Source organism: Zobellia barbeyronii, assembly GCF_018603515.1.
GTDB classification, from domain to species: Bacteria; Bacteroidota; Bacteroidia; order Flavobacteriales; family Flavobacteriaceae; genus Zobellia; species Zobellia barbeyronii.
The window spans coordinates 528,704-544,302 of the sequence record NZ_JACATN010000003.1 but is presented as its reverse complement, the minus strand read 5'-3'; the positions used below and the strand labels follow the sequence as shown (position 1 = coordinate 544,302).

The following is a 15,599-nucleotide window of genomic DNA, read 5'->3' as shown; positions in this document are numbered from 1 at the left end:
TAAGGCTCAATTTGGGGTTATATTAGAGTAGATGGTTGTGAGGACATTAGCCGGCACCCGGCGGCTAAAGGCAGCAATCTTCTCCATATGTAAAGGGTAAAAAAAAATCGGCCATTTTTAATGGTCGATTTTTTTTATATAATAATTCTAAAGGTTAAGTTGATGCGTTCATCAACCATCTTTGCCGTTTTTGGTATTTGGTGTAGCCAGTGTTCCTGCGTACTTCCTTTCATTAATAAAAGGCTACCATGCTTTAGTAGAATTTTCTGTTTCAGACTTTTATTTGTTCTATGTTTTAGGTAAAAGAAGCGTTCTTGTCCTAAAGTTACCGAAGCAATAATAGGGTTATCACCTAACTCTTTTTCATTATCTGCATGCCAACCGTTACTATCTTGCCCGTTCCTATAAAGGTTAAGTAAACAAGTGGTGAACGTAGCATCAGCTTTCGATTCTACTCTTTCTTTAATTTCTATAAGTTCCCGAGTAAACGGATGAGGTACCATTACCAATTTTGAATAGGAGTAGGGTTTGTCATTATTACCATACAAGGCAGTAAGTCTGGGTTGGGCATAGGTTTTACCAAACACGGTAATATCATCTTGCTGCCACGGTATTTTATTCCGAAGCAAATCAAAATAAACATCAGCTTCTTTCTTACCTATAAAATCCGGGTAATAAATAATATCACTATCCGGTAGGTTTAAGTCTATTTCATCTGAGAACAGACCATCCATTACTTAAGAACTGTTTTCAGTTCGTTTCTATATTCAGATGGGTTTTGTCCCGTAAAGGCTTTGAACTGCTTGTTGAAATGCGAGAAATTATTGAATCCGCTTTCAAAACAAACCTCGGTGATACTTAAAGGTTGCTCCGCTAAAAGTTTGGATGCATGTACCAAACGATACTCGTTTACAAACTGAACAAAAGTCTTATTCGTGATTTTTTTGAAGTAACGACAGAATGAGGGTATTGTCATACTTACCATAGTACTTATTTCATCTAAAGTAATCTCTTCTTTAAAGTTATTCTTTACATGATTGAAAACTACGTTGATGCGGTCATTATCTTTTACCTCGGTCTCCATAGAGAAACCTTCGGCATTTAGAATTTTAAATTCCTTGGAATTCCCCAGTTCGTTTAAAATATTCAATATGGAAAGCAAACGCTGAAAATGAGTCTGGTATTCCAGAATCTGCATTTTCTCGCCTATCTTTCTTTTGGTCTTTCCAGAAAAGGCAATACCGCCCTTGGCCATTTCAAAAAGCGATTGAATTTTTTTCATCTCGGGAATATCAAAAAAATCGTTTCCTAAGAAATCTAGTTTCATCTGTATTACGGTTTCGCTCTCATTATCCGTAAGAGAGTTGGTAAAACCACAATGCGGGAGATTACTACCTATTAATATAAGGTCTCCCTTTGAATAATAGGATACGTGACTACCAATCTGCCTTTTTCCCGATCCACCATGTACATGAACCAGTTCTATCTCAGGATGATAATGCCAGACATTGTTCTTATTGTTCTTACTCGCATCAAATCTTTGATACGTATAAGAATGCCCAAAACTAGGTTCAATGACCTCAAAAGCGGGCTTCTGATTTAATTGCGGGGGTTTGTTCATAATACAAAATTAAAGAAGGGGATTTCTACCATTCTTTACAAAATTAACCAAAATATACTCAATATTACCCCAAAGGGTGTTTTGCTATATATGCAATGGTAAAATAGCACATTTATTGGCGAATAGAGGAGTAGTGAGAGCAAGATAACGGAGGTAAGTTTGTATCATATTATTAACCTACCCTGTGTGACAGCAGGATATTAAACAACAACGATATGAGAAAAGTAGTAAGAACCGCCGCAATGATCGCTTTATTATTCACTACGACTGTAGGCATGGCTAACGAACCCAAACTTAGTGTTGTACCAAATGAAAATGTAAAAAGCTTTGTTTACGAACTAGATGCCCAATCGGGAAGAACAACTATCAAGTTTATGGACGCAGAGCAGAATGTTATATTCTTTGAAGCTGTTGAAAAAGGTGGCTATGCAAAGAAATTTGATCTTTCTAAACTTAAAGATGGTCTTTACTTTTTTAAATCAGAAGATGATTTAACAACAGTATCGTACACGATAAGTGTAAAAGGAGATGATGTAGAGGTAATCGATAGAAAAGAAAACAGTAAACCAGTCTTTAGAGTTAAAGAAAAAATGGTTTATCTAAACCTATTGAACCTAAACAGCGAAGATGTAGAAATTAAAGTTTTCGACAGCAGCAGCAGATTAGTTTTCTCTGAAACTAGAGAAGATGAAATGGTTATTGAAAAAGCATTTGATTTTACCAAAGCCTTTGAAGGTGAGTACACACTTGTAGTTAAAGACAGTAAAGAAACCTATTACAAGGAAATTACGGTAAACTAAGGAAGTTTAAGTTGAGTTGAGTTAATTGCCCCTAATGTTGTTGAGAGCGTTAGGGGCTTTTTTGTGCTTATAAGTAGCTATATGCCCAGTAGATTAGAACAAATTGCAAGGGTAATCTTAATAGTAATATCCACTTAGGAAAACCTGCAGAAGCCTTTTTGCTAGACAGCATATAAAAATGTACAAGTAAGAATACCGCTAGCATTAAAATAAGCCCGTAAACAGCATAGTCTTTTGTTAAAGGAAGACAAACACCAATACCCAAAATTATTTCGGCAATACCGCTTAACGTCACTAAAAGCTTATGATTTGGTAAATATTGAGGCATTATCCTCATGTAAGCCTTAGGTTTTATAAAATGCATGATGCCGCCCATTACATAAATTATTCCCATTAGATATAGGTGCCATGGGTAATTCATATTTTTGGAAGGTATTTCTTTAAACGTTCTCTTTTATATTCAGGCAAAGATTCATTGGTCAAAGCCAATTGTAATATGCTAGGGTCCTTTTTACGCATAAACAGTAGTTGATAAAAATCTTTTACGGTAAGGCGATTTTCTGATTGTTCTACCAAGACCAATTCGTCGCCTTTTTTTACTTCTCCTTCTTCTAGTATACGCACATAAGTGCCAGGAAATCCATAATCTATGTATTCTTTTAGAATACCTTGATCTTCAAACCTAATTCCTAATTTATAACAGGGTTCCCTTGGTTGCGAAACCTGTACCAGTACAGAACCTAATTTGTAGATATCTCCAATACGGATTTTAGATTCATCAAAATCACTAACCGTAAGATTTTCTCCAAACATACCCCAGTTCCAATCTAGATTTGGGTATTTATTTTTCCAATAATCATAATGGTCTACTGAGAATAGAAAACAGGCCTTATTAATACCTGCATGGTGCTTTCTATCTATTACGGTGTCTTTGGCAACATCTGTTTTTCCTAAAAAAAGAGATTCGTCCACTGGGTATTTGAATATTCCCGTTTGTTCTTCTTTGCCGTTCCAAGTAATTGTGGTTGGGCTACCAATATTGGTTGAGATAATTTTCATGTAATAAAAGTAAATAAACCATGGACAATTAACGAATGATAACTGTGGTTTAAAAACAATAGTACAATGATTGGTTACCTATTCTAATTTACATGTACTACTTCTGGTAATATGGGGTGCGTTTCATCAAGTAATTTAAAGCGGTAACATAGTTATCGCGTGTTGTAGCCATAAATGGAACACGGTTAACATTAACAATTTTATTTCCGTTCTTATCGTAAATTACAAAAAGCACTTTCGTGTCAAATTCATCCATAGATCTGCTTGAACCTGATGAATATGTTTTCACCTTTTTTTTCTTTGTGTCTACTTTTGTGGTGCTAGAGCCTGATGAAGATGAGGTTGTACTACGGTAGTCCACAGTAATTTTGCCTGTCACCAAAACACCTGCACCAACAATTTTAGCAATTTCGGTCATTTCATAGTTTCGTAAATCATTGGCTTTAGTAATGCCCGCTTCGCGCAATCTTTTTAGGGTAATATCTATATCTTGGTATGTAATTGTATTTCTCTCAGGTTTACGCATAAGGTTATGGTAGTAATACTCTTGGGCTTCGAACCCTTCTTCGGGAGCCTCGGCGCCGTCAAAAACAAATTCAAAAGGTAAAATAACTCCCTCATTACTTTTCATTGTGGGGTATTCAAAGTCTGGGCTTATAGATTGGCGCCCGGTACTTGATTGTGTGAAGAGTTGTTCGCGACCACTTTTGAAAGTAATTTTATAAACCGCTTCTTTTTTGACAACGTTTTCCAAATCCTCTCCTAAATAAGTATAGGTAATTGTATTGGGCTCTACTCTCAAAACCTTAGCGGCTATAGTTTCTCCATTGGTCATAAAAATCTCGTCTGATGCATTCTGGGCATTAGCTGAGTAGAACATTACTATAAAAAACAATATTAGCAGTTTAGAATATTTCATGTTAAAGATTGTTTGTGGTTCGGTGCTAAAGTACAAACCCACTACAAATTATAAAATACTGGATTTCTGGTATTTTTTGGCTGTTTCATTAGTGGAGATAGGGTTGCTAATATGGGTAAAGCTGTTTTACCTATGAAGGACAAAAGTGCTATTGGTAACTAGTCTTTATTTTTATAAACTGTGTTTTAGCGAGATGGGTGCGTTTAAATCATAAAGTTTCGTTTGCGCACACGAAAAATTTAGGAATATTGTAATTTATTCATTTTATTTATGTTTATTTGATACTTAAGCATGGTAATTATTTGCTATTTAATCCCCACAGGTCCCTTTTATGGCGTTATTGACATTTTTACTCTTTACAGGTTTTGTCGCTTTTTATGCTACATATAAGCTTAGGCGCGATAAACTGAATACCAAAGACGGTTACTTTTTAGGAGGTAGATCGTTAACGGGAATTGTAATTGCCGGCTCATTATTATTGACCAATATTTCTACGGAACATTTGGTGGGTATGAACGGTTCTGCCTATAGGAACGGAGCAATTATTGTTGCTTGGGAAGTTACATCTGCTTTAGCTTTGGTTATTGCAGCCTTGTATTTTGCACCGCGGTATTTAAAAATGGGACTGACTACTATTCCAGAGTTTTTAGAAAAACGCTTTGACGGTCTCACTCGTACCTTTGTTGCATTACTTTTAATTATTTCATTCGTGGCCACTTTGCTGCCCATTGTGTTGTATACAGGAGCCTTGAATATTGAAGCAATTTTTGAAATCTCGGAACTATTGAACGTTACCCAAAGTGAGGGTATATGGATAACCATTTTAGTAGTAGGTACCATTGGTGCTATATATGCCATTTTTGGAGGATTGAAAATGGTAGCTTATACAGATACAATAAACGGATTTGGTCTCTTAGTTGCTGGTCTGTTGGTTCCCATTTTGGCATTATTGAGCATTGGAGATGGAAATGTGTTTGAAGGAATGACAACAGTTTTTAACCATAGTCCAGATAAATTCAATGTAGTAAGTGATGAATCTGGAGTAGGAGAGGGAGCACGTTCCGCCATATTACCTTTTGAAGTTTTGTTTACAGGTCTTATGATAAATCAGATTTATTTCTGGACCATGCATCAATCTATTATCCAAAGGGTATTGGGGGCGGTAAATCTAAAAGAAGCTCAAAAAGGACTGTTATATACCGGTTTGCTTAAGATATTGGTTCCTTTAGTAATTGTACTACCAGGTCTTATCGGTTTTTATTATTTTGGAGAGAGTCTTTATGATAATCCAGATAATGTATATCCACTTTTGGTAAAAAAAGTATTGCCACTATGGCTAACAGGCTTCTTTGTTGCGGTAATGATGGGCGCTATTTTAAGTACGTTCAATAGCGCATTGAACAGTGCGGCTACCGTTTTTAGTTTAGATGTTTTTAAAAAATATATTCAGAAAGATGCAAGTGATAAAAAACTAGTAATCATAGGTAAAAGTACATCTGCTATTTTGGCGGTTCTGGCAATAGGCATAGCACCGTTTGTGGCAAATGCACCTGATGGCCTTTATCAACTGCTACAGCAGCTTAACGGAATATTTTTTATACCCATTGCCAGTGTAATTATTGCTGGATTCTTATTCCCAAGAGTTACCGCTATAGGGGCAAAAGCGGGACTAATGTTCGGTTTGGTATTCTATGTGGTTATGTATTATATAATTGAAGTGAATCTTCATTTTATACATATTTGGGGAATAGAGTTTGTACTGAATATTTTAGTTATGCACGTGGTGTCGGCCTTTGGAAAGAAAGAAGAAAGATTTATAATGAAAGATGCAGGTATTTTGAACCTCAAACCATGGAGGTATGCAAAGCCTTTTAGTCTCTTTCTAGTGACATTTACGATTATTTTGTACCTTGTTTTAGGCAATGTGTAAACTAAAATAGTTGTTGTATGTAGTTTAAAATTAAATTGTTAAAGATGGAAAAAACGTTCAGAGATTATGAGGCTGTAGATGTGTCGGCGGCTGTTAAGGAGCATTATAGAAAAATGCGTAAAAAGCAAACTGTAGACTATGTCCAAGGTATGCATAAGAAATATTTGACGTATGACAAGCCTATGGATTTATGGGAGGCTATGGGGCACTTGAATGATTTAATAGATGTAAGTGATCCAGATTTGGATTTACCTAACGTACAGCACTTAATCCAAAGCGCAGAAGCTATTAGGGCAGACAACCGTCCGGATTGGATGCAACTTACAGGTCTTATTCACGATTTAGGAAAAGTGATGTTTCTTTGGGGAAGCGATGAAGATGGTACCAGCCAAGATGAGCAATGGGGAACTGTTGGAGATGTATTTGTAGTAGGCTGCGAATTACCGGATACGTGTGTCTATCCTGAGTTTAATAAGTTGAATCCAGATATGGCAGATGCTCGTTATAATACACCAACAGGGATTTACGAAAAAGGATGTGGTATGGATAATCTTGATTTGGCTTGGGGCCATGATGAGTATCTGTTTCAAGTTCTTTCAAACCATAAGGAAAACAATTTGCCAAAAGAGGCTATGGTTATGATACGTTACCACTCTTTTTACCCTTGGCACACAGGCGGGAGTTATAAAGAACTTCTAAATGAAGGAGATAAGGAATATCTAGAGCTTATTAAAGATTTTAATAAATATGACCTGTATACAAAGTGTCAAAAAATCTATGATTTAGAGGATGTAAGAGATTATTACCAACCAATTGCTGAAAAATACTTGGGAAAAGGACCTATTTATTGGTAATATTCAATCGGAAAATATTTTGAAACGGTTGCTTTGCACTGTCTGGAGTAGCCGTTAAGGTTTCATTTCTAATATCTTAATTATGACTGTGTTCTCTCCAATATTTTCAAGGTCATTAATCATTTCTCCATTATTACTGGTCCAATAGAAACACTTGGCTTTTTCAATACGTAACAGCGCTATTTGGCCATTAATATTTCGCGAAATTAGAAGGCCATCAGTAAAACTAGTGCAGCTACAGTCACGTTGGTGCAATCTAAAAGGCAAACGTTCTTTTGGTTTTAGGGCAATTTCGCTTAGAATAAGTTCATTATTTTCAAAAAGGATATTACCGATTTTATTATCAAATTTTTTTTCTTTGATTTCTTTCAGCTTCTTTTTATCCCAATTTTCAAATTGGCCCCTTGGATTAAGTTCTGTAATAACCATAAAAAATATACTTTGTTTTCGTAACCGGAGCAATTTCTTGTACAAAGTAAGTTGCTCAACTTAAAACGATGTAAATATTTTCTTTCTTCAAAGTTCTTTAACATTATTGACTAAAGAAAGGGAAATAGTACAAAATAGAACTTTTTTAGATTTATAGCAGAATAAATGATTGAATTTTAACATGATATAAATTTAAAGGAACAATATCTATGTAATTGTAAACCAGATAGTATTGTATTTTTTCAAGTCAATAAAAACTTAATTATCTCGTAATAGAATTATTGTGGATAATACCAGAAGGGAATTTCAACCAGATTCTTCATGTAATCCTATACCCTCGCATATTTTTGCTGAAGATATAAATTTTACAAGAAAAAACGTCCAATCGCTGAACTCAGCAATTGGACGTTTTTGTAAGTGTATTTGTTTTAAGTTACTTCACCATCTCGTAGCTACGCTTAATAAAGTTTGTCAATTCTTCACCTTTTAATAGGCCTTTTGAAAGACGGGCCAAATCAATAGACTGGCTAATTAACCTTTCACGTTTCTTAGCTGTTTTGGTATTTAATATTTCACCTACCAATTCAGAATTTGTGTTTACGATAAGGTTGTACATATCTGGCATAGCACCCATACCAAACATACCGCCACCGCCACCGGTCTGTTGCATCTCTTTCATACGACGCATAAACTCGGGCTCAGTAATGATAAAAGGAGAAGCATCGCTATCCATAGCTTCTAGCTGAACGGTGTAACTCTTATCTGTTATTACTTCCTCAAGATTCTTTTTAAGAGTTTCTTTTTCCTCGTCGGATAATTTAGAGATTTGATTTTCCTCTTTTTTGATAAGGTTATCCAAATGGTCTGCATCTACACGGGCAAAAGAAAGCTTCTCTTTAGACGTTTCCAATTTCTGCATTAAATGACCAATAATAGGAGAATCCATCAATAGAACTTCATATCCTTTAGCTTTTGCAGCTTCAATATAACTGTGCTGAGCAACCTCGTCAGAAGCATAAAGAACTACAAGTTTATCGTCTTTATCCGTTTGGTTTCCTTTAAGTTTTTCCTGAAGTTCTTCAAAAGTAAAATACTTGCCATCTACAGTAGGGTAGAGTGCAAACTTGTCTGCTTTTTCAAAGAATTTATCATCGCTAAGCATTCCGTATTCAATAACGATTTTAATATCGTTCCACTTCTGCTCAAATTCTTCTCTACTGTTTTTGAAGAGTGAATTTAATTTATCGGCAACTTTTCTAGAGATGTACGAAGAGATTTTCTTTACCGCGCCATCTGCTTGAAGGTATGATCTAGAAACGTTCAAAGGAATGTCCGGAGAATCAATTACACCACGCAACATAGTCAAGAATTCTGGTACAATACCTTCTACGTTATCGGTAACAAAAACTTGGTTTTGATACAGTTGTATACGATCTTTCTGTTGGTTAAGATCATTGGTCATCTTTGGAAAATACAGAATACCGGTAAGGTTAAAAGGGTAGTCTACATTTAAGTGAATATGGAACAAAGGTTCCTCAAACTGCATTGGGTATAACTCACGGTAGAAGTTTTTGTAGTCATCAGCATCTAAATCCGCTGGTTGTTTAGTCCAAGCTGGGTTAGGGTTGTTAATGATATTATCTACTTCTTGTGTAGGTGCAGGATCCTCTTCCTTAGCATCTTCTGGCTTAGGTAAAGTTTCCGTTTTCATACCAAACTTAATAGGAATAGGCATGAACTTGTTATACTTGTTTAAAAGCTCATTGATACGGCCTTCTTCTAGGAACTCCGTAGAATCTTCGGCAATATGAAGAATAATCTCTGTACCACGATCTTGTTTTTCACCTGGCTCTAATGTAAAGTTTGGAGAACCATCACAACTCCATAGAACTGCTTCAGAACCTTCTTTAAAGCTCTTGGTACTAATCTCTACTTTCTCGGCCACCATAAAGGCAGAATAGAAACCAAGACCAAAATGACCTATAATGCCGCTTTCCTTAGCACCATCTTCATATTTGTTCAAGAATTCTTCAGCACCAGAAAAGGCAAGCTCGTTAATGTATTTTTTGACCTCGTCTTCGGTCATACCAATACCTTGGTCTGTAATGTGTATTTTTTTACCTTCTTTATCAATCTTAACCTCAATCATTGGGTTACCGTATTCTACTTTGGCTTCTCCAATAGAGGTAAGGTGTTTTAATTTTAAGGTAGCATCTGTTGCATTAGATATGAGCTCTCTTAAAAAGATCTCGTGGTCACTGTACAAAAATTTCTTTATCAGCGGAAAAATGTTTTCCACCGAAACATTGATTTTACCTGTAGACATAAATTATAAATTTTAGAAATGTTCTCGCCAGAGCTTGAACTTTGTTTAATACTTAGTTTCATTCTTCTGCATAGAAGAATCTGGTAGTGTTTACCTGCATGGTAGTTGTCAAAAAAAATACCACATATGAAGACTATGACAAACTGACATATTAGTGTGACGAAATGAGTACGATAATTTATTTTGTTTAATTTATTTTTAAAATTGTTAAACATTTTATATCTTTGTAGGAGATGTGATTAAGATTGCTGTGAAAGAGAGAGTTTTTAATCAAGATCATGTTTATAATCATTTATTGGTTAGGTTGTTTTAAAACGTGCTTTCTCCGGGAAGCACGTTTTGTGTTATACAATAAAATTGGTATACCGTTAACAGTAAATGCGGCACTTTAGACGTAATTTTAATATATAAAATTGTTCAAAATGGTAGCGAAAACGAAAACAAAAAAAGTTACAGAAGATGATATTATAGGAATGTATATGGATTATGTTTTGGAGCACGAGAGTGTTCCTAAATCTATTTACAAGTTCTGTAAAGAGAATAAGGTTCCTGAGGCGGATTTTTATGCCTTTTTTGGTTCTGTAGAGAGTTTACAGAAGGAGATTTGGAATAAATTCTACACCAATACGGAAGCTCTTCTGAACAAAAACAAGGAGTACGAAGGTTTTTCGAACAAGGAGAAAATGCTTACTTTTTTCTATACCTTCTTTGAGATGCTTACTCTAAATAGGAGCTATGTTCTATTTTCTTTAAAGCAGAACAGCAGTACACTCAAAAATCTGGAACAGCTAAAAGGGCTGCGCAAGCATATTAAAGGTTTTGCAACAGGCCTTATAGACGATGCAAATGCAGAAAAGAACCTGAAAATCACAAAATATAATCCACAACTTTTTTCAGAAGGAGCCTGGTTGCAGTTCTTGTTCGTTCTTAAATTTTGGATGGATGATAATTCTGCAGGATTTGAAAAGACGGATATGGCCATTGAGAAATCAATCAACACCATATTTGACATATTTGATAATACACCGTTAGATAATATTATTGATTTCGGAAAATTCCTGTACAAAGAAACTTTTGCTTAATAACTAGTCATTGGAAACCCCCTTTCAAAACAAAATATATGAAGACACTTGATAGTATACCAACAGGTAAGATAGAAAGAGCCAGTAAATTGGTGAAGACGGGTGTGAAGATAGGTGGTAACTATGTGAAGTACTTTGGTAAAAAGTTGGTTAATCCTGAGTTGGATAAGAACGAATTGAACGAAAATAATGCGGAGGATATTTACGACGGACTAAAAAGTTTGAAGGGTAGTGCTCTTAAAGTTGCGCAGATGCTTAGTATGGAGAAAAACATATTACCTAGGGCGTATGTAGATAAGTTTTCTCTTTCCCAATTTTCTGTACCGCCACTTTCCGCGCCATTGGTGCGGAAAACGTTTAAAAAATATTTGGGCAAGTATCCTGAGGATTTGTTTGACACTTTTGATAAGGATAGTATTAATGCAGCCAGTATTGGCCAAGTTCATAAAGCAACAAAAGACGGGAAAGAATTAGCAGTAAAAATCCAGTACCCAGGAGTGGCCCAAAGTATTTCTAGTGATTTAGCTTTGGTGAAGCCCATTGCCATTAGAATGTTTAATCTAAAAGGAAAAGATTCCGACAAATATTTCAAGGAAGTAGAGAACAAGCTAATTGAAGAGACTAACTATTTTCTTGAAATAGAACAAAGTATTAATATAACTGAAAGCTGTGCGGTTATAAAAAATCTTGAGTTTCCAAAGTATTATGAAGCGCTTTCTAGTGAGCGTATTATTACTATGGATTGGATGTCCGGTCAGCATTTAAGTGAGTTTACCAATAAAGATTTTGAAGAGGAAGTTGGTAATAAATTGGGTCAGACGCTGTGGGATTTTTATATGTTTCAGATTCACGGACTAAGAAAAGTCCATGCCGATCCGCATCCGGGAAACTTTTTAGTGAGTAAGGACCATACTTTAATAGCTATAGATTTTGGTTGTATTAAAGAGGTTCCGGATGAGTTCTATGTGCCTTATTTTGAATTGGCTCAAAAGCATAATATAGAAAATGATACGGTTTTTACACAAAAAATGTATGAGTTGGAAATTCTAACAGAAACCGATACTCCGGAAGAAATTAAATTCTTTAAAGGGTTATTTAAAGAGATGCTTTCTCTTTTAACTTCTCCATTCCATGAGGAGAATTTTGATTTTGGTGCAGATGATTTCTGGGACAAAATAGCCGATTTAAGTGAGCGTTATTCAAAAGATACGCAGATACGTAAAATGAATGGTAATAGGGGGTCTAAACACTTCTTGTATATGAACAGGACTTTCTTTGGTCTTTACAATCTATTACACGACCTAAAAGCTAAAATTGAAGTAAATAGTTATAAGCAATACATCTCTTAATTGAGATTATGTCAAAATTCATGCTATTTATTTTGCTTATCTTAGAAATTTACGGGTTACTTTGCAATATGGTTTAAAGCTGTTGCTTTTAAAATTAAAAAAACCTTCTATGTATAATTCAAAAATAACGGGACTAGGATACTTCGTGCCCGAAAACGTAGTGACCAATGATGATTTGGCCAAGGTAATGGATACCAACGATGCGTGGATTCAAGAACGAACGGGTATTAAAGAAAGAAGACACGTGGTTAAAGGTGGGGACACCACAACAACCATGGGTGTAAAAGCGGCTAAAATCGCTATTGAACGTGCAGGTATTGATAAAGACGATATTGATTTTATTGTTTTTGCTACCCTAAGTCCAGATTATTATTTTCCTGGCCCAGGTGTTTTGGTACAACGAGATTTAGGTATTAAAACCGTTGGTGCCTTAGATGTAAGAAACCAATGTTCTGGTTTTATTTATGCATTAAGTGTAGCTGATCAGTACATTAAAACAGGTATGTACAAGAATGTTCTTGTAATTGGTTCTGAGTTGCATTCCCATGGTCTTGATATGACCACAAGAGGTAGGTCTGTTTCCGTTATATTCGGAGATGGTGCAGGTGCAGCAGTATTGAGTAGGGAAGAAGATAACTCAAAAGGGCTACTTTCTACGCACTTACATAGCGAAGGACAACATGCAGAGGAATTATCTTTGATAGCTCCGGGTATGGGAAAACGTTGGGTTACGGATATTATTGAAGATAATGATCATAACGATGAATCATTTTATCCTCATATGAACGGTCAGTTTGTATTTAAAAATGCAGTAGTACGATTTAGTGAGGTAATAATGGAAGGTTTAAAAACCAATGACCTTACACCGGAAGACATAGATATGTTGGTACCACACCAAGCTAACTTGCGTATTTCTCAGTTTATTCAAAAGAAATTCGGTCTAGGAGATGATCAAGTCTTTAATAATATCATGAAATATGGTAATACTACCGCAGCATCAATTCCAATTGCTCTTACTGAGGCATGGGAGAAAGGAAAAATTAAAGAAGGAGATTTAGTGGTTCTGGCCGCTTTTGGTAGTGGCTTCACTTGGGGTAGCGCTATTATAAAATGGTAACTTTATAGCAAAACAAAACCCCGATGTCTCCATCGGGGTTTCTGTCGTTGATGCTGCTATACTAAACACTAACCATTAACTATAAACATATAGCATTATCACCGACCAATATTTTTAAAAGTTGTTCTTCAAAATATCGTCTTTTACAATAGACGGTTATTTTATCAAAAAGTTACATCTTAAATGAACTTTAACATCATATTTAACATATGAAAACAACATTAGTCTTCGGAACTTCCCTTAAACCCAGTAGATATAGCAATCTAGCCGTAAATAGGCTGTTAGATCATAATATCAAAACTGAAGCATTTGGTTTGCGCGAGGGCAAAATCAGGGAAACACAAATAAAGACCAATTTAAGTGATTTTCAAAATATTCATACCATTACTTTATACATAGGAGCAGCTCGTCAGCCTGAGTATATCGACAAAATCCTACAAATTGCTCCCAAACGAGTCATTTTTAATCCAGGAACAGAAAACCCAGAATTTTACGCATTACTGCAAAATGAAGGGATTGAGGCGGTTGTTGCGTGTACATTAGTGCTGTTGGCAACAGGTCAATATTAAATGATCGATGAAATACATGTAAGATTTTTCCTATAAAACTTTAACGTTTAAGGAGTTACGTTTTATCGGATATAACTGCAGGATTCTTATTTCGAATCAGCCACAGCCCTAGAAAAGTTAATAATCCGTTCAAAGGTAGTAATTCATATCCAAATTTGTAACCGCCTAAATATTCGGTTGGCAGATTCGCAAATCCTATAATAGAGAGAACGGATAATAAGGCAACAAGCCATACATAATTATCTTTTATAGCATGCTTTGTGAATATACCAAAGGTAAATAGTCCCAGTAAAGGACCATAGGTATACGTGGCAACGGTTAAGAGGCCGTCTATAACGTTTCGGTCTAAGATGTATTTGAACAAGATTACCGTAACAATCAGAAGAATACTCATTCCTACGTGAGTTGTCTTTCTAATTTTATTCTGGTCTTTTTCGGCTTTCTCATCAATGTTTAAGAAGTCTATGCAAAAAGAGGTTGTTAGTGAGGTTAATGCGCTATCTGCGCTGCTATAGGCTGCGGCTATCAATCCTAGCATAAACGTAACAGCAACAACTATTCCCAAGCCGCTGTTCATTGCAATTTCCGGAAATAGTAGATCGGGCTTTGGTTGGCCATCCATTAATGGAATAGCAATGTTAAATTTGGCTGCGTAGATAAATAAAAGTGCCCCTAACAAAAGGAAAACAAAATTCACAACAACTAGGACCAAACTGAAAGAAATCATGTTTTTCTGGGCATCTTTCAGCGATTTGCAGGTAAGATTTTTCTGCATCATATCTTGGTCTAGACCGGTCATGCAAATGGTGATGAACATGCCTCCAAAAAAGGATTTTAGAAAGTGGTTCTTATCAAAAAAACTATCTGTAAATAGTATTTGGTTGTATTGTTTTAATTCTTCGGATGCTAGAAATTCGGTAAAACTCCAGTCCAATTTCTGGTTGATAAAGTAAATGCTCAGTCCAACGGATAAAAGCATGAAGGCCGTTTGGAGCGTATCTGTCCAAACAATTGTTTTTATTCCGCCTCTAAAAGTATATATCCATATTAATAAAATAGAGAGGATAACCGTAACCTCAAATGGTACGCCCAATTCATCAAATACAAATTGCTGTAGAACAATTGCCACTAAAAACAGCCTAAAAGCAGCTCCTAGAACCCTAGAGATAAAGAAAGACACAGCGCCTACCTTATAACTTACGATACCAAACCGCTTTTTTAAATATTCATAGATAGAGGTAACATTTAGTTGATAATAAATGGGTAAAAGAATAAAGGCTATGACAAAATAACCTGCCAGATATCCAAAAACAACTTGCATGTAACTAAAGCCGGAAGCTTCTACCCAACCGGGCACAGAGATGAAGGTAACTCCTGAAAGAGAGGCACCTACCATTCCAAAAGCGACCAAGTACCAAGGAGAGGATTTCCCCGCCTTAAAAAAGTCAACATTAGAGTCGTTTTTTCCTGTAAAATAGGATATGAATAAAAGCAAGAGAAAATAAGCACCTATTAAGATTAGGATGTGCGTGGCGGTCATGTAA

Annotated in this window: 15 protein-coding genes; 7 read left to right on the top strand and 8 right to left on the bottom strand. The window is 35.6% G+C overall.

The genetic code is table 11. The features are described from left to right. Positions 1 to 134: 134 nt before the first annotated feature. Both HW347_RS10895 and HW347_RS10890 read right to left on the bottom strand, forming a co-directional pair. Positions 135 to 734 (bottom strand): alpha-ketoglutarate-dependent dioxygenase AlkB family protein, encoded by a 600-nt coding sequence (locus tag HW347_RS10895; protein ID WP_214611899.1) that lies wholly within the window; start codon positions 732 to 734, stop codon positions 135 to 137. Beyond that, positions 734 to 1,621: an AraC family transcriptional regulator gene (locus HW347_RS10890; protein ID WP_214611898.1), complete on the bottom strand. Its 888-nt coding sequence runs from the start codon at positions 1,619 to 1,621 to the stop codon at positions 734 to 736. The genes HW347_RS10895 and HW347_RS10890 overlap by 1 nt, the downstream gene beginning before the upstream one ends. 215 nt (positions 1,622 to 1,836) lie before the next feature. Between HW347_RS10890 and HW347_RS10885 the strand changes: the two genes are divergently transcribed. Beyond that, on the top strand, positions 1,837 to 2,421 hold the full coding sequence (locus HW347_RS10885; RefSeq protein WP_214611897.1) for a hypothetical protein: 585 nt from the start codon (positions 1,837 to 1,839) through the stop codon (positions 2,419 to 2,421). Between the two features lie 67 nt (positions 2,422 to 2,488). On the opposite strand, the gene HW347_RS10880 is transcribed toward HW347_RS10885, so the two are convergent. The 3 genes from HW347_RS10880 to HW347_RS10870 form a co-directional block, all read right to left on the bottom strand. Beyond that, positions 2,489 to 2,842, bottom strand: a complete 354-nt coding sequence (locus HW347_RS10880) for a DoxX family protein (RefSeq protein ID WP_214611896.1) — start codon at positions 2,840 to 2,842, stop codon at positions 2,489 to 2,491. Further along, positions 2,839 to 3,480, bottom strand: coding sequence for an MOSC domain-containing protein (locus HW347_RS10875; RefSeq protein ID WP_214611895.1), 642 nt, complete (start codon positions 3,478 to 3,480; stop codon positions 2,839 to 2,841). The genes HW347_RS10880 and HW347_RS10875 overlap by 4 nt, the downstream gene beginning before the upstream one ends. 97 nt (positions 3,481 to 3,577) lie before the next feature. Then, positions 3,578 to 4,399: a hypothetical protein gene (locus HW347_RS10870; protein WP_214611894.1), complete on the bottom strand. Its 822-nt coding sequence runs from the start codon at positions 4,397 to 4,399 to the stop codon at positions 3,578 to 3,580. Positions 4,400 to 4,730: 331 nt separating this feature from the next. On the opposite strand from HW347_RS10870, the gene HW347_RS10865 reads away from it, so the two are divergent. Then, positions 4,731 to 6,329: a solute:sodium symporter family transporter gene (locus HW347_RS10865; RefSeq protein WP_214611893.1), complete on the top strand. Its 1,599-nt coding sequence runs from the start codon at positions 4,731 to 4,733 to the stop codon at positions 6,327 to 6,329. Between the two features lie 44 nt (positions 6,330 to 6,373). Continuing rightward, positions 6,374 to 7,183, top strand: a complete 810-nt coding sequence (locus HW347_RS10860) for an inositol oxygenase (RefSeq protein ID WP_214611892.1) — start codon at positions 6,374 to 6,376, stop codon at positions 7,181 to 7,183. A gap of 54 nt (positions 7,184 to 7,237) precedes the next feature. On the opposite strand, the gene HW347_RS10855 is transcribed toward HW347_RS10860, so the two are convergent. Together HW347_RS10855 and htpG are read right to left on the bottom strand one after the other, a co-directional pair. Continuing rightward, positions 7,238 to 7,612 (bottom strand): hypothetical protein, encoded by a 375-nt coding sequence (locus HW347_RS10855; protein ID WP_214611891.1) that lies wholly within the window; start codon positions 7,610 to 7,612, stop codon positions 7,238 to 7,240. 433 nt (positions 7,613 to 8,045) lie between these two features. Beyond that, positions 8,046 to 9,938, bottom strand: coding sequence for a molecular chaperone HtpG (htpG, locus tag HW347_RS10850; RefSeq protein WP_214611890.1), 1,893 nt, complete (start codon positions 9,936 to 9,938; stop codon positions 8,046 to 8,048). A 422-nt stretch (positions 9,939 to 10,360) separates the two neighbouring features. Here htpG and HW347_RS10845 point away from each other — a divergent pair, with 422 nt between their 5' ends. From HW347_RS10845 to HW347_RS10830, 4 genes are all read left to right on the top strand, one after another. Next, on the top strand, positions 10,361 to 11,020 hold the full coding sequence (locus HW347_RS10845) for a TetR family transcriptional regulator C-terminal domain-containing protein (protein WP_214611889.1): 660 nt from the start codon (positions 10,361 to 10,363) through the stop codon (positions 11,018 to 11,020). A gap of 38 nt (positions 11,021 to 11,058) precedes the next feature. Further along, positions 11,059 to 12,369, top strand: a complete 1,311-nt coding sequence (locus HW347_RS10840; protein ID WP_214611888.1) for an ABC1 kinase family protein — start codon at positions 11,059 to 11,061, stop codon at positions 12,367 to 12,369. A gap of 109 nt (positions 12,370 to 12,478) precedes the next feature. After that, positions 12,479 to 13,486, top strand: coding sequence for a 3-oxoacyl-ACP synthase III family protein (locus tag HW347_RS10835; RefSeq protein WP_214611887.1), 1,008 nt, complete (start codon positions 12,479 to 12,481; stop codon positions 13,484 to 13,486). Between the two features lie 209 nt (positions 13,487 to 13,695). Then, on the top strand, positions 13,696 to 14,055 hold the full coding sequence (locus HW347_RS10830; protein ID WP_214611886.1) for a CoA-binding protein: 360 nt from the start codon (positions 13,696 to 13,698) through the stop codon (positions 14,053 to 14,055). A gap of 55 nt (positions 14,056 to 14,110) precedes the next feature. Here HW347_RS10830 and HW347_RS10825 read toward each other — a convergent pair whose 3' ends face one another. After that, positions 14,111 to 15,595, bottom strand: a complete 1,485-nt coding sequence (locus HW347_RS10825; protein WP_214611885.1) for a sodium:solute symporter — start codon at positions 15,593 to 15,595, stop codon at positions 14,111 to 14,113. Positions 15,596 to 15,599: the final 4 nt, after the last annotated feature.